Source organism: Paraconexibacter algicola (genome assembly GCF_003044185.1).
In the GTDB taxonomy this organism is placed as follows: Bacteria; Actinomycetota; Thermoleophilia; order Solirubrobacterales; family Solirubrobacteraceae; genus Paraconexibacter; species Paraconexibacter algicola.
In genome coordinates this window covers 2,929,622-2,950,953 of sequence record NZ_PYYB01000001.1, presented here as the reverse complement: position 1 = coordinate 2,950,953, position 21,332 = coordinate 2,929,622, and the positions used below count along the sequence as shown (strand labels likewise).

At 75.1% G+C, this 21,332-nt stretch carries 14 protein-coding genes; 4 read left to right on the top strand and 10 right to left on the bottom strand.

The window, feature by feature from the left end; translation table 11 throughout:
- Window positions 1-7: 7 nt before the first annotated feature.
- Window positions 8-1,213 (bottom strand): organoarsenical effux MFS transporter ArsJ, encoded by a 1,206-nt coding sequence (gene arsJ / locus C7Y72_RS13845; RefSeq protein WP_107569458.1) that lies wholly within the window; start codon window positions 1,211-1,213, stop codon window positions 8-10.
- Window positions 1,210-2,229, bottom strand: coding sequence for an ArsJ-associated glyceraldehyde-3-phosphate dehydrogenase (locus C7Y72_RS13840; protein WP_199223940.1), 1,020 nt, complete (start codon window positions 2,227-2,229; stop codon window positions 1,210-1,212). The genes arsJ and C7Y72_RS13840 overlap by 4 nt, the downstream gene beginning before the upstream one ends.
- A gap of 59 nt (window positions 2,230-2,288) precedes the next feature.
- Here C7Y72_RS13840 and C7Y72_RS13835 point away from each other — a divergent pair, with 59 nt between their 5' ends.
- Complete coding sequence (locus C7Y72_RS13835; RefSeq protein WP_107569454.1) at window positions 2,289-2,654, top strand: ArsR/SmtB family transcription factor; 366 nt, start codon at window positions 2,289-2,291, stop codon at window positions 2,652-2,654.
- Here C7Y72_RS13835 and C7Y72_RS23370 read toward each other — a convergent pair.
- From C7Y72_RS23370 to C7Y72_RS13800, 8 genes are all read right to left on the bottom strand, one after another.
- On the bottom strand, window positions 2,627-3,001 hold the full coding sequence (locus C7Y72_RS23370; RefSeq protein WP_158276854.1) for a winged helix-turn-helix domain-containing protein: 375 nt from the start codon (window positions 2,999-3,001) through the stop codon (window positions 2,627-2,629). The genes C7Y72_RS13835 and C7Y72_RS23370 overlap by 28 nt on opposite strands.
- Window positions 2,998-3,771 carry a hypothetical protein gene (locus C7Y72_RS23365; RefSeq protein WP_158276853.1) on the bottom strand — a complete coding sequence of 258 codons (774 nt, stop codon included), beginning with the start codon at window positions 3,769-3,771 and terminating at the stop codon, window positions 2,998-3,000. Before C7Y72_RS23365 ends, C7Y72_RS23370 begins: the two co-directional genes overlap by 4 nt.
- A complete protein-coding gene (locus C7Y72_RS13825; RefSeq protein ID WP_107569452.1) occupies window positions 3,772-8,316 on the bottom strand; it encodes a hypothetical protein in 4,545 nt (1,514 codons plus the stop codon).
- Window positions 8,313-10,070, bottom strand: a complete 1,758-nt coding sequence (locus tag C7Y72_RS23765; RefSeq protein ID WP_199223939.1) for a hypothetical protein — start codon at window positions 10,068-10,070, stop codon at window positions 8,313-8,315. Before C7Y72_RS23765 ends, C7Y72_RS13825 begins: the two co-directional genes overlap by 4 nt.
- Window positions 10,063-12,075: an ATP-dependent zinc metalloprotease FtsH gene (ftsH, locus tag C7Y72_RS13815; protein WP_107569450.1), complete on the bottom strand. Its 2,013-nt coding sequence runs from the start codon at window positions 12,073-12,075 to the stop codon at window positions 10,063-10,065. The genes C7Y72_RS23765 and ftsH overlap by 8 nt, the downstream gene beginning before the upstream one ends.
- An 85-nt stretch (window positions 12,076-12,160) precedes the next feature.
- The gene (locus C7Y72_RS13810) at window positions 12,161-14,047 is read right to left on the bottom strand and encodes a substrate-binding domain-containing protein (RefSeq protein WP_107569448.1); all 1,887 of its coding nucleotides are present in this window, start codon (window positions 14,045-14,047) and stop codon (window positions 12,161-12,163) included.
- A 107-nt stretch (window positions 14,048-14,154) separates the two neighbouring features.
- The gene (locus C7Y72_RS13805) at window positions 14,155-16,218 is read right to left on the bottom strand and encodes a hypothetical protein (RefSeq protein WP_107569446.1); all 2,064 of its coding nucleotides are present in this window, start codon (window positions 16,216-16,218) and stop codon (window positions 14,155-14,157) included.
- Window positions 16,215-18,200, bottom strand: a complete 1,986-nt coding sequence (locus C7Y72_RS13800; protein ID WP_107569444.1) for a PKD domain-containing protein — start codon at window positions 18,198-18,200, stop codon at window positions 16,215-16,217. The genes C7Y72_RS13805 and C7Y72_RS13800 overlap by 4 nt, the downstream gene beginning before the upstream one ends.
- Before the next feature lie 247 nt (window positions 18,201-18,447).
- Here C7Y72_RS13800 and C7Y72_RS13795 point away from each other — a divergent pair, with 247 nt between their 5' ends.
- Genes C7Y72_RS13795 through pstA form a run of 3 tightly spaced genes read left to right on the top strand, consistent with a single transcriptional unit; the run spans window position 18,448 to window position 21,240 of the window.
- Complete coding sequence (locus tag C7Y72_RS13795) at window positions 18,448-19,278, top strand: substrate-binding domain-containing protein (RefSeq protein WP_158276852.1); 831 nt, start codon at window positions 18,448-18,450, stop codon at window positions 19,276-19,278.
- Between the two features lies 1 nt (window position 19,279).
- Window positions 19,280-20,257 carry a phosphate ABC transporter permease subunit PstC gene (gene pstC / locus C7Y72_RS13790; protein WP_233243852.1) on the top strand — a complete coding sequence of 326 codons (978 nt, stop codon included), beginning with the start codon at window positions 19,280-19,282 and terminating at the stop codon, window positions 20,255-20,257.
- Window positions 20,257-21,240 carry a phosphate ABC transporter permease PstA gene (pstA, locus tag C7Y72_RS13785; RefSeq protein WP_233243850.1) on the top strand — a complete coding sequence of 328 codons (984 nt, stop codon included), beginning with the start codon at window positions 20,257-20,259 and terminating at the stop codon, window positions 21,238-21,240. Before pstC ends, pstA begins: the two co-directional genes overlap by 1 nt.
- The last annotated feature ends 92 nt before the right edge of the window (window positions 21,241-21,332 follow it).

Below are 21,332 nucleotides of genomic sequence, written 5' to 3'. Positions count from 1 at the left end.
ATCCCGGTCAGACCGCGGGCTGCACGCCTCCGCGGGTGCGCGCCGAGCGGGGCAGCGAGAGCGACAGCGCGCCCGCCGCGAGGACGAACCCGGCCGACAGCCACAGGCACGCCTCGAGACCCTGCCACTGGTACACGACGCCGGAGAGCACGGTGCCGGAGAGCCGCCCGAACGCGTTGGCCATGTAGTAGAAGCCGACGTTCATCGCCACCCGGTCGCCGTCGGCGTAGGCGAGGATCAGGTACGAGTGGACCGCGGAGTTCAGCGCGAAGACGACGCCGAACACGATCAGCCCGGCCACCAGCACGACCGCCGGGTCGACCGCCGAGGCCAGCGCCGCGGCGATGCCCGCCGGGAACGCCGCGAGGACGAACGCGAGGATCGCGGCGCTGCGACCGTCCGGCGCGCCCACCCAGCGGGGCGCCGACGCCTGCACGGTGCCGTAGCCGATGACCCAGACGGCCAGGAAGGTGCCGACCTCCCAGAAGCTCCAGTCGAGCTCCGTGCGCAGGAAGACCGGGAGCGCCACGACGAACCAGACGTCGCGGCTGGCGAAGAGGAAGACGCGGGCGGCGGCGAGCCGGTTGACGGCCCGGTTCTGCGACAGCATCTGCCGGAACTTCGCCTTCGCGTCCGGGCGGCCGAGCTCCCCGTCCATCAGGACGACCACGGCGACCAGCGCCGTCGCCACGATCGCGCCGAGGATGCCGAGGGCGGCGCGGAAGCCGACGAGCTCCAGCAGCGCGCCGCCGAGGAAGAAGCCGAAGCCCTTCAGCGCGTTCTTGGAGCCGGTGAGGACCGCCACCCAGCGGTAGAGCGACCCCTCGTCGGGCACGACGAGCTTGACCGCGCTCTTCGAGCTCATCTTCGTCAGGTCCTTCGCGATCCCGCTCAGCGCCTGCGCGACCATCACGTAGGCGACGACGAGCCAGGCGTCGGGTGCCAGCGCGAGCATCCCGAGCGCCAGCAGCTGCGTCCCGAGGCCGGCCAGCAGCGTGCTGCGCAGCCCGAACCGGGCCGCGACCCAGCCGCCGACGAGGTTCGTGACGATCCCGAAGACCTCGTAGAAGAGGAACAGCGAGGCGACCTCCAGCGGCGAGAAGCCCCGCTCGTAGAAGAAGAACAGCACGAGCATGCGGCTCGCGCCGTCGGCGATCGTGTCCGCCCAGTAGGCCCCGGTGACGAGGACGTAGTTGCGCAGGTCGCGGCTCATCGCGAGGCGGACCCGGCGGCGACGATGCCGGCGAGCTCGACCATCCGGTTGACGTAGCCCCACTCGTTGTCGTACCAGGCGTAGACCTTCACCTGGGTCCCGCCGACGACGCGCGTGCAGCCCGCGTCGACGATCGCCGACCGCGGGTCGGTGCGGTAGTCCACGGAGACGAGCGGGCGCTCCTCGAACCCGAGGATCCCGTGCAGCCGCTCACCGGGGGCGGCGGCCGCGGCGAGCAGGCCGTTGACCTCCTCGACGGTCGTCGCGCGCTCGACCTCGAGGACCGCGTCGGTGAGCGAGGCGTTCAGCAGCGGCACGCGCACGGCGAGGCCGTCGAGCCGGCCCTGCAGCTCGGGGAGGATCAGGCCGATCGCCGTGGCGGAGCCGGTCGAGGTCGGGATCAGCGACTGCGACGAGGAGCGCGCGCGGCGCAGGTCCTTGTGGGGCGCGTCGACGATCACCTGCGTGTTGGTCAGGTCGTGCAGCGTGGTGATCGAGCCGTGGCGGATCCCGAGCCCCGCGTGGAGGACCGCGACGACCGGGGCGAGGCAGTTCGTCGTGCAGGAGGCGGCGGTGACCACCCGGTGCACGGCGGGGTCGTAGCGGTCGTCGTTGACGCCCACGACGACGTTCAGCGCGCGATCGTCCTTGACCGGTGCGGCGACGACCACCGTGCCGACGCCGGCGTCGAGGTACGGCGTCAGCGTGTCGATCGTGCGGAAGCGGCCGGTGCACTCGAGCACGATGTCGGCGTCCCACGCGACGGCGTCCGGGGTCGCGGCGGACGTGTGCGGGATGCGGTGGCCGTCGAGCACGAGCGTGTCGCCGTCGGCGCGGGCCTCGCCGGCGTAGCGGCCGTGGACGGAGTCGAACTGGACGAGATGCGCGGAGGTCGCGGCGTCCCCGTGGAGCTCGTTGACGTGGACGACCTCGAGGTCGTCGCGGTCGGCGAGGACGCGGAGCGCGAGGCGCCCCATGCGGCCGAGGCCGTTGATGGCGATGCGGGTGGCGGACACGGCGCGCAGCATAACCAGATGGTTTTGACATCACCAGATCGTTATGCGAATCTTCACGGGTGCCCGCCGCCGCCGTCGCCGCCGACTGCTGCATCCCCGTCGTCCCGACGCTCGACGACGACGCGACGGGCCGGCTCGCCCGGATCGCCAAGGCGCTCGGCGACCCGACCCGGCTGCGCATCGTCGACGTCGTCCGCGCCGCGGACGAGCCCGTCTGCCAGTGCGAGCTGCTGCCGCTCTTCGCGATCTCGCAGCCCGCGCTGTCCAAGCACCTGAAGGTGCTGGTGCAGGCCGGCGTGCTCGACGCGCGACGCAGCGGCACCTGGACCTACTACTCCCCCGCCCCCGGCGGGCTGCAGGAGCTGACCGGCTGGCTCGCCGCGGCCCCCGGTCCCGCTCAGGGGCGCGCCGCGTCGCGTCCCTGATCGGTCGCCGCCGGACCGAGCACGACGCGCTCCGGGGACAGGCGGTAGCCGATCCCGAAGTGCGTGTGGATGAACACCCAGTCCGGGCACACCGACGTGAGCTTCGTGCGGACCTTGCGCACGAACACGTCGACCGAGCGGTCGCGGTAGGTCATCGGCCCGCCCCACACGAGGTCGTACAGCTCGGCACGCTGCACCACCCGATCCGGGCGACGCGCCAGCTCGTGCAGCAGCTCGAACTCGCGGACGGTCAGCGGCACGCGCCGGCCCGCCGCCAGCGCCGTGAACTCGGCCGGGCGCAGCTCCAGCGGCCCGACCGCGAACGGCTCGTCCGCCGGCGCGCTCACGACCCCTCCTCCGCGTCCGCGGCACCCTCCTGCTTGTCGAAGCCGCAGCGGAACGTCTCCGGCGTCCCGACCGGTCGGGCGCCCGCGAAGCCGCCCTTGTCGCCGTTGTCGTAGACCGTGACGTACTGGAGCGTCTCCGGCCGCGGGTTCGCCGGCTCGGGGACCGGGTCGGGCTCCCCCGTCTTGGGGTCGCCGCGGGAGCCGTCGCTGACCCCGGTCGACCCGGCGGCGCTCGAGCCTGCCGCGGTCGTGATCAGCGTCGCGCTCATCTCGCGGCGGTCCTTCAGGCCGTCCGTCGGGTCGATGTCGATCGACGCCGTCGTCTGCGAGTCCCCGATCGTCGACGCGAGCTTCACGCGCGCCGCCGCCCCGACCAGCTGTGCGGCGGTCGGGAGCCAGCCGCCCGCGTCGACGCACGCCTGCGTCGCGAAGAAGTAGTCGTTCTTGCCCTGGTCCTCGTTGGTCAGGGGGAACGGCGAGGACTGCAGGCACCAGGTCCCCAGGTCCACGGTCTGCGGGTCGCAGCTGCCCGTCAGCTGCTCGTCGGTCTTGCCGCCGACGCGGTCCGCGGACCGCGCGCTCGCCACCTTCGGGATCGCGCGCGCCGGGAAGCGCGCGTTCTTGTCGAGCTTCAGGACGCTGTTGGGCTTCGGGCTCGAGACCACCCGGGCGATCGACGACCGGGCCGCGTCGGCGAGGCCGGTGGTGGACGCGACGAGCGCGAACGTCGCGAGGACGAGCGCGGCGCGCGCGACGGACGGGGTGCGCATCTAGCGGGTTCTCCGGTGTCGGGTGCGGGGGTCCAGCGGATCGGGTTCGACGCGGGCGACCGCGACGGCGTGCTCGGCACGACGGTTGCGCCGCCGCAGCCCAGGCCGCACCGACGCGCCCGCGAAGGCGGCCAGCAGCACGATCCCGAACACGAACGGCCCGTACGGGACCGACGGTCCCTCGTCGACGTCGTAGGCCGCGAACGCCTGCGAGGACTCGGGCGCGATCTCCTCCTCGCGCTTCTCCTCCAGCACGCGGATGACCGCGCCACCGGGCGGGATCGGCCGGCCGAAGCCGCCCGCGGGCGGCGGGGGCGGCGCCGGCACCTGGGCGCGCGTCAGGTCGCGCGCGGGCGGCACCTCCGTCGGCGGGGCCGCCGGCGGCAGCGGCTGCACCGGCGGGACCGCCTTGACGGCGGGCGCCGGGGTCGGCGGCGGCTGCTGCGGGGCGGGCGGCGGGGGCGGCGAGACCGGCGGCGGCGGGCTGTTCGCGGGCGCGGCCGCGGGCGCCGCGGCGGGCGGTGGGACCGCCGCCGGGGTCGCGGCCGGGAAGCGGCTCGGATCGAGCGGACGGGTGCCGCAGGGCCGCTGCACGCTCCCGGCGAGGACGGTGACGCGCTGCGTGAACGCCAGGCCGCCCGCGGACACGGTCACGTTCGTGGTCCCGGCGTTGAACGGGCAGATCAGGCCCGAGGCCGCGTCGGTGACGACCTTGTCGTCGGCCCCGAGGAACGGCTTGCGCAGGTTCGTCGACGCGGGGTCCTGGCGGACGAAGTCCGCGATGTCCGGGGCCGAGGAGGCGAACGCGAACTCCGGGGTCAGCCGGGTCGCGCAGCCCGCCGTCGCGCACTGCGCCGGGGGGAACGCCGTGTACGGGTCCCCCCCGGGCGGGTTGGGGTTGCCGTCCGCGCCGGAGATGTCGCCCCAGCGGTCCCCGGCGACCGGGCGACGGCCGAGCCCCTGGAACAGCGAGGGCCGCGAGCGACGCAGCAGCGTGCCGTCGATCGCCTGCAGCGCGAGGTCGTCGATCACCGGGATCAGCCGGACGCCCACCGGGGCGCGGTTCGTCGCGGCGTCACGGTTGACCGTGTCGACCTGGGCCAGCAGGAAGCCGCTGTCGCCGAACAGGGCGTCGGGGCCGTCGCTGGTGTTCGACAGCGGCGAGCGGTACCCGAGCGTGCCGGTCCCGAAGGCCGGGATCGTCGTCGCGGCGCCGGCCGGGATGCGGGTGACGCGGTTCTCCTCCGGCCGCTCGTAGAAGTACGCCGACGCACCGCCGTCGACGAGCACGCGCGCGACCTCGTCGGCGTCGGTGGCGACGTTCAGCGCGGGCTGCTGGCGGCTCGTCAGGTCGCGGGAGCCGACGACGATCGCCGGGGTCGCCTTCGCCTTCGCCGCGGCGAGCTGGTCGCGCAGCCACGGCAGCTGCGGCTCGGCCGGGCTCTGGTGCGGGTCCGACGCCGCGAGCGAGCCCGCCGCGTTGTCGATGACGATGACCCGGACCGTGCCGGTCGGGCCGGTCGTCTCGAACGCGTAGTGGGTCGCCGCCCCGTCGGGACCGGGACCCGACACGGGCGTGATCGTCGGGCCCGGCGCCCCGGTGCCCAGCGGTGCGCCCGCACCGGCGAACGCCCCGCGGAAGGTCGAGGCCGAGCCGTCGGGCACGTCCCCCGCGGACACCGCCGGGAACACCGGCAGGCCGCCGCCGACCCCGAGGAGCTCGGCGTAGCGGTCGGCCTCCGCGCGGGACTGCGGCTCGCCGCCGGGCTTCGTGCGGCCGCCCGTGAACAGCAGGGCGCGCGGGCCGTTGGGGCGCGTCGCGAGCTGCGCGACGCGGGCGACGGTGGTGCGCAGCGCGCGGTCCGGGGCGAGGTCCTGCCCGGCGAGATCGGCGCAGGCCCGCTCACACTGCGCGTGCCCGGCGACCGCGAACGTGACCGTCGACTGGTCGAGCGGGATCTCCGCCGCGCCGACGGCGGGCGGCGCCTCCTGCGCGCCGTCGCCGAGCCGCAGGATCGCCGCGGTCTGCACGCGCTGGCGGTTCGCCCGCCCGGTCGCGTTGCGGCCCGAGGAGCCGCGCCCGGCGCTGTCGAGCTCGCCGCTCCAGCCGCCGACGGCCCAGCCCGTCCCCGCCGGGGAGAGGTCGAACGCGGCGACCGGGTCGGGCTTGACCGGCCGGTCGGCGCCCGAGCCGCTGAACGCCTGGCGCTGCTCGTCGCGCCAGCCGCCCGGCACCTCGCGCAGCACGTACCCGTCGCCGGGCAGCGGGATCGGCGTGAGCACGGGCGGCGGCAGGTCGGGGTCGACGTCCGGGAGCGTCTCGCCCGGCGGGTACTGGATCCCCGGGACGACCGACAGCACCGCGCGGACGCGGTCGCCGTCGCGGACGGCCGCGGCGGCCACGGCGGTGACGCCGGGCAGCGGCTGGTCGGCGAACCGCCACGGGCGGCCCGCCCCGTCGCGCTGCAGCACGAGGTTGCGCCCGGCCACCACCGCGCCGCCGTCCGGCAGGCCGGCGGCGACGAGCAGCTGCGGGTCGGCGCCCTTGAGGCCGCGCAGCAGCTCGCGCAGCTGCTCGTCGACGCGCCACGGACCGCCGTCGCTGACGAGGACGTCCCGGCCGGCGACCGCGATCGCCTGGGCGCCCGCGAACGTCACCGACGTGATGTCGCGCGTGGCGACGTCGGCGGGCAGCGCCTCCTGCGTCCAGGTCTTGTCGTAGCGCAGCAGCGTGCCCTGGCGGCCGACCGCGTACCCGCGTGCGCCGGAGCCGGGCTGGAACGCCACGCCCATGAGGTTCGCCTCGAAGCCGACGGGGGCCGCGGGGTCGCGCTCCCACAGGCCGGTCTCCGAGCGCCACAGCCACATCGCGCCGAGGTCTCCGACCGCGTACGCGCGGCCGGGCTCGGGCCAGGCGACGCCGCGCAGCGTCGGGCTCGTGACCGCGCCGGTCGAGGTGAGGAGGAACTCGCGCGTCCAGCCGGTGCCCGGCAGGTACCGGGCGACCGCGCCGGAGGCGCCGACCGCCAGCGCCTGCGTGTTCGGGTCGCCGCCCGCGGCGCCCGGCTGGTGCGACACGGCGGTGAACGGGGCGCGGACGGCCACTGGCCACGGACGCAGCGCGGAGGCGACGGGTCGACGGGTGACCTGCACCGGGCCCTCGAGCCAGCCCTCGTCGGGGGTCGAGAAGGCGGCCGAGCGCCGGAGGTTGCCGCCCGCCCCGGGCAGGCGGCGGAACGTCGCGCCCTGCAGCGACAGGTAGGTGCCGAGGTTCGTGTCGTCCTCGCCCCCCGGGCGCAGCGGGTTGGAGACGATACGGCCGCCGAAGCCGCCGTCACCGGCGGCGAACCCGAGCGAGCGGTAGCCGGTGCGGCGCGAGAAGCGCACCCCCAGCGGCCGGTCGCAGATCGCCTCGCCGTCCGGGGTCTGCGCGTCGCACCAGGAGCCGAGCACCCGCGCGGCGGGCGCGTCGCGGTCGGGGTCGACGAACAGCGTGAGGTCGCGCGTGGCGCCGCCGGCGGTCAGGCTGCCGTCGACCCAGACCCCGTCCGCGGTCACGGTGAGGGTCTGCTGGAGCCCGCCGTCGAGCGTCGTGACGTCGGAGATGCCGAGCGCCGGGGTCGCGGCGTCGGCGAAGCGCGCCGCGTCGAGCGGGCGCTCGCGCCACACCGGGGCGTCCTCGTCGCGGGCGTCGCGCTCGAACAGGACGATGCCCCGGTCCAGCGCCCCGGCCGGCCGGGCGACGAACCAGGCGTTGCCGGGGCCGGTCGCGTCGATCGCGACGATCTCGAAGGTGTTCTCCGAGCCGGCCGGGATCTCGACCGGCTCGCGGCTCCAGGTCTCGCCGTCCCAGTGCAGGACGGCGGACTGCTCCTGGCGCCCGCGCGGGGCGACGAGCACGTGGGTCGTGTCCCCGTCCTCGTAGCCGGTGGCGACCGCGTTGCCCAGACCGCGGTCGCCGGCGAGCGCCTCGCCCGGGTCGTCGACCTCGGGGGTGGCGGCGGGGAGCAGGACGTCGTCGGGCGGCGCGGGCAGCTCGCCGAAGCGGCCGCCGGGGTTGCGCACGAGGATGCGCGTCTCGTCGCCCGGCGCCGCCGTGCCCTGGGCGCGGCCGAGCAGGTAGCCGCCGCCGCGCGGCAGGACCTCCGCCGCGCGCGGGTTGGGGACGATGCCGCGCGAGGTGCGGCCCTCGCGGTCCAGCGGCGTCTCCTGGACGCGCCAGCCGGTCGCGTCGGTGTGGCGCAGCAGGACGAGCTGCGGGTCGCCGACGAGCCCGTCGCCGAGCGGCCCGTTCGGCACGGTCTGGCCGTCGAGGACGGCACCGGCGTACTCGGCCGGCATCACCCGGTAGGCCCAGGTCTCGCCGGGGGCCCCGTCGACCGTGACGGCGCCGAGCAGCACGGTCTGGGCGTCGGCGACGCCGAGGACGGGCTGGGCGACGATTCCGCCGCCGCCGTCCTGGCCCTGGCCGGGGCTCGTGAGCAGGGCGGCGCTGAGGGCGATCGCCGCGGCGGCGATCGGCACGGTGCGGAGTGCGCGTCTCATCGCGTGGTGACCGTGTCGCCGCCGGTGGTGACGGTGTCGCCGCCCGTCGTGACCGTGTCGCCGCCCGTGGTGACGGTGTCGCCGGTCGTGACGCTGTCGTCGCCGGAGGTCGTCGTCGGCGTGCTGGACGGCGGCCGCGTGAACCGCAGCTTCGTCGGGTAGCGCTTGCGGGTGACGCGCAGTCGCAGCGCGCGGCGGCCCTTCTTCAGCCGGGTCAGGCGCACGCGGCCGACCTCGCGGCCGCCGCGGCTGGCGACGAGGCCGAGCCGCGCGTCGCGCCGCAGCGTGAACGACACGACGAGCACGAGCCCGCGGCGGGTGCGGACGACGCGGGCGCGCGGGTTCGTCAGCAGCGCCGGTGCCGTGACGGGCGCCACGGTGGGCGTCTCGACGGTCGGCGCGGGCGCCTCGGGCGGGGGCGCGAAGAGCTGGGAGTCGTCGACCGGCGGGCCGTCCGGGACGAACTGCTCCTGCGACTCGTTCGGGCGCTGGTCGATGCGCCGGGCGAACGCGGGGTCGGTGACCCGCTCGAAGGTCGTGCCGTCGGTGTAGTGGAAGAGCCAGCCGGCCGCGGTGACCATCCAGCAGTCGTCCGGGGCGGGACAGGCGACCTTCGCCGCCGCGCCGCGGCCCGCGCCGCTGGTCGGCAGGCGCGTGGTCCGGACCGTCCCGTCGGGCTGCACGATCGCGACGCGCGCCTTGACCGTGGTCTGCCGGCGCTCGTCGTACGGGCTCGTCGCGACGAGCGCGTCGGGGCTGCCGGGCAGGCCCGCGACGTCGACGAACGTCTCGTCGGGCGCCACGGCCTCGGGGTCCAGCGGCACGTCCTGCCAGGCGACCGGGGTGCGGCGGACGGCGATCGGGCCGCGCGGGTACTGGCCCTCCGCGGGGGCGGCGGGCCCGGAGGCGGCGCCACCGCCGACGACCCAGAGGTCGCCGTCGAGGTCGCGGTCGGCGGCCAGCAGCTCGGTGGCGTCCTCGGGGTAGCGGACGTCGCTGTTGGCCAGCCAGCCCTCGTCGCCGAAGCGCCCCGCGGTCAGGGAGCGGATCAGTCGCGGGCCGGTCGGCTCGGGGCGCGCGAGGTCGGGGCTGCCGCCACGGTCCTCGGCGCGGCGCCCGACGTAGCGCGTGGTGATGTAGCGGTCGCCGTCGGTGACGAGGTCGCTGACCCCGCGACCCTGCGGGTCGTAGACGGTGCGCAGGTCGGTCCCGTCCCAGTGCAGGAAGAACGCGCCGACGCGGTTGCCGGCGGCGTCCGCGCTGCCGATCCCGCCGAACCAGCAGTCGGTCGGGCCGCTGCACGCGGCGCTCGTCATCTGGCGGAACGGGTCGGGCGAGGCGTTCGGACTCGAGTAGCTGCCGACGACCACCCCGCCCTTGAAGCGGCAGAGCGCGATCCCGGCACCCGCGCGCGGCTTGCTGGGCTCGGTGATCGTCCAGAACTCGTCGGGGCCCGCCCAGGCGATGCGCGTCGTGGCGGCGCCGCCACCGCAGACGGTCGCCAGCGGTCGCCACTCGACCCCGTCGTAGAAGTAGAGGCCCTGGGCGACGGTGTCGTTGCCCTCGATCGCCAGCAGCCCCCGGTTCGGGGCGTAGAAGTCGAGGTCGCCGGGCGCGCCGAGCGGCACCTTGAACGGCGCCCCGGCGGGCGGCGCGGGCTGCTCCAGGCGCCAGGTCGGCTCGGCCTGCGCGGCGGCCGGGAGCAGCAGCGCGAGCCCGGCGAGGGCCGCGGCGATGTCGCGGCTCCTACGCACCCCGCTGCGGGTCCTCGTCGCGTGCGGGCTCCTGCGGCGGGCGGCCCGCGGTGATGTGCCGCAGCTCCTCCACGGGCATCGGCGTGACGGTCGCGAGCACCGCGTCGAGGGCGTGCCCGGAGAGCGTCTCGTGCTCGAGCAGGGCGCGGGCGGTCTCGTCGAGCGCCTGGCGGTTGCGGTCGAGCACGTGCTCGGCGCGCGCCTTCGCGTCGGCGACGATCCGCTCGACCTCGCGGTCGATGAGGTCGAGGGTGGCGGCGCCGACCGAGCCGAGGTCCTGCAGCGAGGCGCCGAGGAACACCTGGCCCTGCTTCTCGCCGATCGTGACCGGGCCGAGCGCGTCGCTCATCCCGTAGGAGGTGACCATCGAGCGGGCGATCGCGGTCGCCGCGTGGAGGTCGTCGTGCACCCCGGTGGACAGGCAACCGAACACCATCTGCTCGCCGGCGGCGCCGGCGACGATCGACACGAGCTGGCGCTGCAGGTCGGGCTCCTGCTGCACGACCGCGTCGCGGTCGCCCATCATCGCCGCGGAGGTGCCGAGCTGGCGGCCGCGGGCGACGACCGACAGCTTCTGCGCGACGACGGTCTGGCCGACCGCGCGGGTGACGACGGCGTGGGAGGACTCGTGGATCGCGATCAGCCAGCGCTCGTGCTCGGTCAGCGCGTGCGGCTTGGCCGGCCCGGCGATCACGCGGTCGATCGCCTCCTCGAGCGTGCGCTGGTCGATCTTCTCGCGGCCCTCGCGGACGGTCAGCAGCGCCGCCTCGTTCATGACGTTCGCGAGCTCCGCGCCGGAGAACCCGGGCGTCAGCTTGGCGATCTCGCCGAGGTCGACGTCCGGGGCCAGCGGCTTCTTCGAGCCGTAGAGCCCGAGGATCGCCTCGCGACCGAAGACGTCGGGGGTGTCGACGGTGACCTGCCGGTCGAAGCGGCCGGGGCGCAGCAGCGCGTCGTCGAGGATGTCCGGGCGGTTCGTCGCGCCGAGCACGACGAGGCCGGCGTCGCCGCCGAAGCCGTCCATCTCGACGAGCAGCTGGTTGAGCGTCTGCTCGCGCTCGTCGTTGCCCTGCCCGATGCCCGCACCGCGCTTGCGGCCCGCGGCGTCGAGCTCGTCGATGAACACGATCGCGGGGCTGGCCTTGCGGGCCTTGGCGAACAGGTCGCGCACGCGCGCCGCGCCGACGCCGACGAGCGACTCGACGAAGTCCGAGCCGGACATCGAGAAGAAGGTCGCGTCGGCCTCCCCCGCGACGGCCTTGGCCAGCAGCGTCTTGCCGGTGCCGGGAGGGCCGACGAGCAGCACGCCCTTCGGGGCACCGGCGCCGAGCGCCACGTACTTGCCGGGGTCGGCGAGGTAGTCGCGGATCTCGCGCAGCTCGGCGACCGCGTCGGGCACGCCCGCGATGTCGTCGAAGGTGACCTTGTGGGCGGTGCCCTTGCCCTTCTTCTTGCCCTTGCGCCCGATGTTCGAGAACGCGGCGATCCCGCCCGCGCCGCCGTCGTTCATGAGCTTCGTGAAGAACGCGAACAGCGCGACGAGCAGGAGGATCGGGACGAGGAACTGGACGATGACCTGGCGCTCGCCCTTGAAGGACTGCTGGTCGACGGTGACGGCGGCGCCGCCCTCGTCGAGCGTGCGGAACAGCGACTGGGTCTGCGCGTTGGACGCCGGGTAGGGCGCGTAGAGGCGCAGGTCGCTGCGGGTGCGCACGGCGACGACGGAGTCGTGGTCCAGCAGCGTCGCGTTGGTGATCAGGCCCGCCTCGGCGAGGTTGACGATCGCCGACAGCGGCGCGCGCTGGCCGGGCGACTCCGGCCGCGTGGAGTCCAGCAGCGAGAAGAACGTGATCGTCAGCGCGATCGAGGCGAGCAGCAGGAAGGTCGCGAGCAGGTCCCGCAGCAGGAACGTGCGCAGCGCGGTGCCGACGTCCTTGGCGACGGTGAGAACGGGGTTGGACCGCTGCCCGAGGTGCGGGCGGCTGCTCTTGCTGGGCTGACTCATGAACGTCCTTCGTGTGGATGGAACGACCGCGGCGGGGCGGGCGCGCGTGCGCGTCCGCCCCGCCGTCGGGGTGCTGCGGGTCCGGCTACTTCTTCTTGGCCGCCTTCAGCTTCTTCAGCGTCAGGGCCTTCGACTTCGAGGCCGCCGTGCCGCCCGTGGGCGTGTACGTGACCGCGACCGAGACCTTCAGGCCGGCCTTCTTCAGCAGCTTCTTCGCCGCCGAGGAGGCCTTGATCGTGAGCTTCACCGTGCCCGCCGCGCTGGCGGTCGCGGAGACGCTGCCGACGCGGACCGTCTTGCCCTTGACCTTCGCGGTCGCGACGGCGCGGACGGTGCCGGCCCCCGGGACCTGGATGCTCAGCAGCAGGTTCGTGCTGCTGACGCGACCCGAGGCGACGGTAAACACGTTGCTCGGCGCCTGCGGCGCGGGCTGCGGCGTGGTGCCGCCGGCCGCCGGGGTGGTCGGGGCGGGCGTGGCCGGCGCGGGCGCCGGCGCCGGGGCGGGCGGGGTCACGACCCCCGTGTCCGCCTTGTTGTAGCCGATGGCCGCCACGCCGTTCTGGGCGATCGTGCGCAGGCTCGTCGGCAGCGGCGCGTAGTCACGGGCGCTGAGGTCGGCCTGGCCGTCGGCGGTCACGATCGAGGACAGGTAGTCCTTGGCCGTGCGGGCCTTCTTCTCGTTGTCGGCCGACAGCCCGTAGACGGGGCCGTAGTCGTCCCACGCGAGGATGTAGGTCACGGTGCAGGCCGGGTAGGCGGTCGAGCCCGCCCCGCCCGCGGCGGACACGGCCTCCCAGTCGCCGAGCGTGGTCGCCGGGACGCCGGTGAACGTCACGCCGCCGCAGTTCGAGCCCGCGAGGCCGTTCTGCTTGTAGCCGTTCGGGGAGCGGCTCGGGTCGTACGCGGTACCGCCGGCGTCGTTCTGGATCGCGACCCAGAACGTCGTGTCGGTGGCGCTCGCGACGTCGAAGCCGCGCGTGCGGGAGTCGGCGACGACGCCGTAGCCGATCGAGCCCTGCGACTGCGCGTTGGCCAGCAGCGTGAGCTGGTTGCCGCCGCCGCTGGAGGCCGCCTTGCAGAGGTTGGACGTGTACGGGCACGTCGCCGCGCTCGACTCGTTGACCGTGTTCGGCCACGTCGTGTTCGGCGTGGCGCCGAACGTGGTCCTCCAGCCGCGGTTGGGGTTGACCTTCGCCAGCCAGTCCTTCAGCGCGAACGTCGTGCCGGAGTCGTCCTGGCGCACGACGCGGCGGATCGGCGCCCCGGCGCAGGTGGTACCGAGGTTCGCGTCGGAGGGCGTGCCGGTGATGCCGGGGACGAGCTCGCCCCAGGTGTCGACGAGCGTGTCGGCCGCGAAGGCCTTCTCGAGCTGGCCGGCCTCGAGCTTCAGGCGCACGGTGGAGTCCGCGGGCGCGTTGGCCTGGAGTGCGGTCGGGACGGTGCAGCCCTGCGGGAAGTTCACGTCGACGGCGACCGCGCCGACCGCGACCGGGATGACGTGCAGGTCGCCGTTGTCGGTCGGGGTGACGTCGACGCCGTTGTTGTCGATCGGCCCCTGCTCCATCTGCAGGGTCTGCGCGGGCGTCGGCGGCTCGTCGGTGCCCGCGAAGCGCCGGTTGGCGTCGCGGTTCTGGTTCGGGTTCGGGTTGCTGCTGCCCGCCGCCGAGCGCAGGCCCATCGCGATGCGGCCCGCCCCCGAGCCGGTGATCGCACCGGACGGGTTGTACGTGACGTTCGGGGCGGTGGCGCCGCAGGCGCCGGGGGTGTCGGACCTGAAGTTCGCGACCCAGCCGACGTGCGCCTGGACGGGGAACGTCGCGCCGACGCCGGAGATGTCCGCGCCCTTGCAGGCGGGGGTGACGAATGCGGCGTGTGCGGCCGGCGCGGAGAGGGCGGCGGCGGCTGCTGACCCGGCGAGGACCGTGGCGAGCATGCGCGCGCCCCGGGCCTTCGCCGTCGTGGGGAGTGCCATCGTGGTGACGGGTCCTTTCAACGACTCGTGGTGGTGGTTGGCGCCGGGTAGAGGAGCGGACCGGCGGCCCGCGCACCAGGGGTGTTCACCGAACGGCCACCGGTCGGTCACAGGTCGGCCCCATCGCGTTCACCAGAAGTTCTCCAGTTCGATGCACCACGAGCCCGGGTCTTGGTCTTCGGCGGGGTCCTGCTCGTCTTCGAGGCGGCGCGGCGCAGCGTGTAGCGGACGCTGCCGACCTCGGTCAGCGCACGCGCTCCGGGAGCGGTCGGGACGAAGCGCACGCGGACCGTGGCGCTGAGACGGCGACTGCGCGCCAGGCGTCGGCGCTCGGCCGCCGTGAGCTTCAGCAGGAACGCGGCGCGCCCCGCCTTGCGGACCGTGCGCGTCGCGCGCGCCACTGTGCGCAGGGGCTTGCCGGCCCGGGCGAAGACGGTGAACGCGCCAGGCTCCGGGGCGCGGACCGAGACGCGGACGGTTCCGTCCCGGCGGTCGCGGACGCCGAGGCCCAGGTCGGGCTCGTCGGGCTCGGCGGTCTGCGTGACGACGATCTGGCCCTGGTTCTCCTCCGGGGGCGGTGGCTCCGCCACGACCGGGGGCGCGCGGCGCACGAGCCAGGCGTCGGCCTGCTCGTTGGCGTCGCCGAAGAACAGGTCCGGGGTGCTGGACACGAACGCGAGCGTGGCGCCGTCCGCGGCGATCGCGGGCTGGCGGCCGATGTCGGCGTCGATGTCGCCCCCGCCGCGGTCGGTCACGACGCGCTCGACCGTCCGCCGCTGCAGGTCGGCGAGCAGCAGCTCGCGGGTGTCCGGGGTGCGCCGGAACGTGCCGATCGGGGTGAGCGCCGGGAACGTGAAGCGGGTGCGGTTGGTCAGCAGCGCCAGCCAGCGGCCGTCCGCCGACCAGGCGAGGTCGTCGATCGTGGCCGCGGCCGCGGGGTCGCCGGAGAGCGCGCCGCGCGTCAGCTGCGTGGTCGCGTCCTTGCGCGTGGCCCCGGGCGCCATCGAGGTCGTGAAGACCTCGACGCCCTCGAAGCCGGTGCTGTCCGGCCGCAACGCGCCCGCCGCGAGGAACACGACCGTGCGCCCGTCCGCGGAGAGCTGGGGGGCGCGCGCCCCGATCCCGACGCGGCCCGCCTCCTGGTCGGCCAGCGGCCCGTAGCAGGGCCCGGTGGCCGTCGGGGACGGCTCGACGGTGGTCTCGGGGTCGCACGCGGGGTCGTCGGTGTCGACCGCACCGGTGATGCGCCGGGTGCGCGCGGCCGCACCGTCGGCGATGCGCCGCCACAGGTAGTGCTCGGTGAGCGGGTTGCGGTTCTCCCCGGGCTGGAAGCGCGTCTGCTGCGCGGCGCGGATCCCCACCCACGCGACGGTGCTGCCGTCGGCGCTGATCGTCGCCGGCCCGGTGGCGCCGCCGACCGGCTCGCCGGTCTCGCTCTCGCGGGTGACGAGGATCGTCCGGCGCTCGGCCCGGTCGCGCACGAGCAGCGTGCCCGGGGGCGTGTCCGTGGTCGCGCGGTCGGGCAGGTCGGAGGTCACCGAGCCCGTGCGGAGCACCACGAAGCGCCCGTCGGCGGAGATCGCACCGCCCGGGTAGGTCTCGGTGCCCGGGTTGCGGCCCGGCAGATCCGGATCGCGCACCCCGTAGGTCGCCGGCACGTCCCCGCCGTCGCGGGCGCTGATCAGCTCGTAGGCGCCCGGGGCGCCCCGGGGCACGGCGAGGTCGCGCACGTACACGTCGGCGTTGCCGTTGCGGTCGGCGGCGACCAGCGGCGCGTTCGTGGTGAACGCGACGAGGCGGCCGTCGTCGGAGATCGACGCGCCGCGCGCGCCGCGGATCACGAGCTCGCGGGTGGCCTCGTCGAGCTCGTCCCCGGCGGCGACCAGCTCGAGCGCGCCGCTGGCGAGGTCGCGCCGGAAGACGCCCCCGGCGCGGGTGCGACCGGGCGGGTCGGGGTCGTCGTCGGCGAACAGGTTCGTCGCGCGGGTCGTGATCAGCGCGAAGCGGGCGTCGCGGGTGAGGGCGACGTTCGTGGTGGTGTCGTCGGCCTGCTCGAGCCGGGCGAGCGAGCTGCTGAGCAGGTCGGCGCCGGCCTGGAAGCCGGTGGCGGCGCCGGCGCTGCCGGGGAGCAGCAGCGCGAGGCCGAGGCCGGCGAGGATTGCCCGCCTCACCGAACCACCACCGTGCGGCGCAGGACGCGCCGGTTGCCGACGCGGTCGCGGGTCGTGACGGTCACGCGGTAGCGCCCGGCCTTCCGGTAGGTGTGGACGATCCGGCTGACGCGACCGCGGGTCCCGCGGCCGTCCCCGAAGCGGACGGTGGTGCCCGCGGCGCTCGGGCCGGAGGACTCCCCCGCCGCGCCGTCGGTGATCGCGACGCGCACGCCGCGGCGGCCGCTGCGGCCGACCGTGACGGTCGGCGCCGTGCGGTCGACGCGCAGCTCGGTCGGGATGCTCTCGGTCTCCTGGCCGGCGCTGTCGCGCGCGATGACCACGAGCGTGCGGCGGCCGTCCTCGACATCGGCGAGCGGGAGCTCGGTGCGGGTGCGGGTGAGGCCGGTCGCGACCTGCTCGTCGTCGACGGTGAGGTCGTAGCTGACGCCGCCGATCGCGTGCGGCGCCGTGTCCCAGGCGAGCTTCGCGGTCGGGGTGCGGACCCAGGTGAGCGGCGCCTGCGCCGCGAACTGGGCGGGCGGCGCGTCGATCACCGCGGCGGCGATCTGGGTCCCGTCCCCCTCCCCCTGCACCCAGGCGATCGCGGCGTCCCCGACGCCGGAGCCCGCGAGGCGCAGGTCGGTGACGCGGCCGCCGCGCGGTGCGGAGAGCACGCGCGTCGTCGGGACGCCGTCGGCGCGGACCTCGCGCGCGGCGACCGCCCCGACCCGGCCCTGCTGCACCCGCCAGGCGTAGGCGGCGGCCGCGTCGGCGGAGGAGAGCCCGACGACCGGGTCGCCGGAGGCCGTCGAGGTGCCGTCGTCCAGGCGCACCGGGGCGCCGACGCTGCGGTCGTCCCCGGAGACGACGAGCGACGCCGGCCCGACGGCCACGCCGGCGGCGACCGCGCCCGCGGGGGTCGTCGCGACGCTCACCGGTCCGGGCGGGGCGGAGAGCGGCTGGTCGGGGGCGGCCGGTCCGCCGTCAGCCAGGCGCGGGCCCGCGAACGCCGCGGCCTTGTCGCTGAAGGACTCGGGGATGGCGTTGGTCCAGACGCGGGCGTCGGCGGCGGCCTCGTCGCCCTCGCCGAGCTCGCGGTAGCCGACGACCGCCTGGCCGAAGCCCGCGACGGCGAGCGCGAGCTGGTCGGTCCGCCCGCGGACCGGGCGGCCGTCGCGCTCCGACGGGGAGACCTGGAGCGCGATGCCCATCGTCCCGCCGAACAGGCGCCGCGCGAAGACGCGATCGGTCTGGGTGGCGTCGGGCTCCTGCCAGGCGACGACCGCGTTGCCCGCGACGTCGACGCCGATGCGCGGAGCGTTCAGCGCGGTCGGGGTGGCGACGGGGACGGCGATGTCGCGGTCCATCGGGGCGCCCAGCACCGACCAGAACTGGCCGCTGGTGCGGGCGACGCGCACGTCGGCGTCGACCGTGTCCGACGGCAGCGACGTGTTCTGCTGCGGGGTGGCGTTGACGACCCGGTAGACGACGTAGGCGGTGCCCGCGCGGTTCATCGCGACCGTGGGATAGGTCGCGATCGCCTCGCCGACGTTGAGGTCGACGGGGACCGGGGCCTGGAAGCCGGTGGCGCCGGGGTCGAGCGTGGCCGCGAACAGGCGGTCGGTGGCGACGCCGAACTCCTGCACCCAGACGACGACGAGCCGGCCGCCGCCCGCGGCGGCGATCGCCGGCCAGGAGGAGTCGAACCGCTGGCCGCGGTCGACGCGCACGGGCGCGGCCCACGTGACCCCGTCGAACCGCGACGCGTAGATGTGCGTGCGCCCGTCCTCGTCGCGGCGGCGGAAGACGAGACCGCCGGTGCCGTCGGGTGCCATGGCGACGCCGCCGAGCTCGACGATCGCGGTGCTCGGCCCCGCGATCGGGGTGACGGGCGTGATCCGCGCGTCGGCGCGCGGCGGCGCCGTCGCCGGGAGGGCGAGCAGGGCGCAGCCGAGGGTGAGGGCCGCCCGGCGGGCGGTGCGGTGCTGACCGGCACGCATGCGACGCGGGACCTTGGAGCGCCACCGCCGGTCCGGTGTGAACGACTGGGGAAGTTCTGGTGAAGCGACGCACCGGATCGCGGACGTTCACCAGTTCTTCTCCAGACGGCCACCCGTTGTTCACGACCGCCACCCCGGGCCGTCCCAGACTTCCGCAGCCGTGCCGCCCGGAGCGCCGTCGCCCGTGCGCGCCGTCCGGTCCAGCCATCCAGCGCCATCCCCCGTCCGACGAAGGAGTCACCGCACCGTGCGCCGTCCCCTCCCCGCCGTCCTGCTCGCGACCGCCGCGTGCGCCGTGCCCGCCGCCGTCGTCCCGGCGACCGCCCCGGCGGCCAAGCCGAAGATCACGATGAGCGGCTCGACCTCGATCAAGCCGCTCGCCAAGAAGCTGATCCAGGGCTACCTCAAGGCCTTCCCCGGCGCCGCGCAGTTCAGCCTCCTGCAGGGCGGCTCGGACATCGGCGTCACCGACGTCGCGAAGGGCCGCGTGTCGATCGGCAACGTCTCGCGCGACCCGGTCCGCTCCGACCCGGGCGGCCTCGTCTTCAACAAGATCGCCCGTGACGGCCTGTGCATCGTCACGAACCGCAAGAACCCGCTGCCGAACCTCTCGCAGGCCGACGTGCAGGCGATCTTCTCCGGCAAGGTCAAGCGCTGGGAGGACGTCCCGGGCAGCACGGTCACCGGGATCATCAGCCTCTACGCGCGCACGCCCTCCTCGGGTACGCAGGACGCGTTCCAGAACATCTTCATGGGCCAGAACCTCCGCGTCTCCGCGGGCGCCCAGCAGAAGAAGGAGACCGGCCTCGTCCAGCAGGCGGTCGCCAGCGACGAGCGCGGCATCGGCTACCTGACCTTCGAGGCCACCGCCGGCACGCACGCCGTCCCCTACAAGGGCGTCGCCTGCACGCTGCGCAACGCGAAGGCCGAGACCTACCCGGGCGTCCGCAACTTCTGGATGGTCACCCGCGGCAAGGCGACCGGCGCGACCGGCAAGTTCCTGCGCTGGGTCAAGGGCAACGCGGCCGCGCAGCGGATCATCGCGTCCGAGTGGGTCCCCCTGAAGGCCGGGGCCTAGCTTGTCGTCGGGGGACCGACAGCTGGGCCGCTGGTCCGACCGGCGCGTCGGCGCGATCCTCGGCGGCGTCTCGTCGCTGGTGCTCGCGCTGATCGCCGGGATGATCATCTTCGTCCTCGCGAAGGCGTGGCCGTCGTTCAGCGAGAACGGCCTCTCCTGGTTCGCGGGCGGCCACGACGTCGACGTCGAGCTGCAGGCGATCTTCGACGGCTCCGTCGACGGCGAGTACACGCTGCACGCGTGGCCGCTGCTGTGGGGGACCCTGCTGACGACCGGGTTCGCGATGCTGATCGGGATCGTCTTCTCGACGCTCGCCGCGATCTTCCTCGTCGAGTTCGCCCCGGAGCGCGTGCGGCGCGTGATGGAGCCGGCGATCCGGCTCCTGGCCGCCGTCCCGTCCGTCGTCTACGGCCTGCTCGGCCTGCTCATCCTCGTCCCGTTCGTCAACGACCTCATCGGCGACGAGCGCCGCGAGAGCGTCGGGTTCGTCGTGCAGCTCAACGGCAACTCGCTGCTCGTCGGGACGCTCGTGCTCGTCGTGATGATCTCGCCGATCATGATCGCGATCATCGCGGAGGCCCTGCGCGGCGTCCCGAAGTCGTGGCTGGAGGGCTCCGCCGCGCTGGGCGTCAACCGCTGGCGCACGATCACGAAGATCGGGCTGCGGACGATCCGCCCCGCGATCGTCGCCGCCGCCGTGCTCGCCACCGCCCGCGCCCTGGGCGAGGCGATCATGCTCTCGATGGTCTCCGGGTCGCGCGGGTTCGCGCCGAACCCGCTCGACGGCCTCACCTTCTTCTTCGAGCCGGTCCGCCCGCTCGCCGCGACGATCGTCGACAACTCCGAGGGCCTCTCGCGCGGCACGCTCGGCGACACGCTCTACGCGTTCGGGGCCCTGCTGCTGATCTCCAGCGCGCTCCTGTCGATGGCCGGGTACGCCGCGAAGCTGCCGATGCGCAAGTACGGGATCCGGTCCTGATGGCCGTCGCCTCCCCGCCCCCCTCGCAGCGGCCGCCCGCGCGCCGCACCCGCCCGGTCGAGTCCAGCGCCTCCTGGCCGCTGATCGACCGGCTCGGCCTCGCCGCCTGCTACGTCGCCGGGATCGGCCTGCTGCTGATCACCGCGACGATCCTCGTCTACCTCGCCGTGCGCGGCGCCCAATACCTCGAGCCGCGGCTGTTCGTCGAGTCGCCGGTCGCGGACAACGACCAGGCGAAGTCCGGTGGCTTCTTCGACCCGCTCGTCGGCACGATGCTGCTGACGACGATCGGCATCTCGATCGCCGCGCCGCTCGGCGCCGCGGTCGGCATCTGGCTCAGCGAGTACGGACGCCCCGCGGGCCTCGCGCGCGCCGTCGAGTCGGGCGTCGAGGTCATCGCGGGAACCCCGAGCATCGTGCTCGCGCTGTTCGGCCTGACCGTGTTCAGCAACGGGATCTTCGCGCCGCTGAGCTTCACCTCCGAGGGCGGCGGCGTGTTCGGCCGCAGCTTCATCATCGCCGGGCTGATGATGAGCCTCATCGCGCTGCCGCTCGTCGTCGGCACGACCCGGGAGGCGCTGCAGCAGATCCCGTCGCACGTGCGCGAGGCGTCCTACGCGCTCGGCAAGACCCGCGCGGCGACGATCCGCCGGGTCCTGCTGCCCGCCGCGCGCCCGGGCATCGCGGCCGGCGCGACGCTCGGCATGGGCCGGATCATCGGCGACACCGCCATCGTCGTCGTGCTGCTCGGCGCGTCCTTGGAGTTCGACCCCGCCGGCGAGACGCCGGTGATCTCGTTCCTCCAGGGCACCGGGTCGACGCTCACGAGCTACGTCTACACGAACTCCCCCGCGGGGGACGGCAACGCACCGGAGAAGGCCTACGCCGCCGCGTTCGTCCTGCTGCTCATCGTCCTGTTCCTGAACGCCGCGGTCACGCGCATCACGCGCGGCCGCGCGGAGTCGCCATCGTGGATCCGCTGATTCCCCCGCCCATCCGCCGCATCGGCACGACCCCCGACGCGGACGTCGTGCCGCGCGGGCCGGCGGCGCCCGCCGACCGCGGCGTCGTCCCC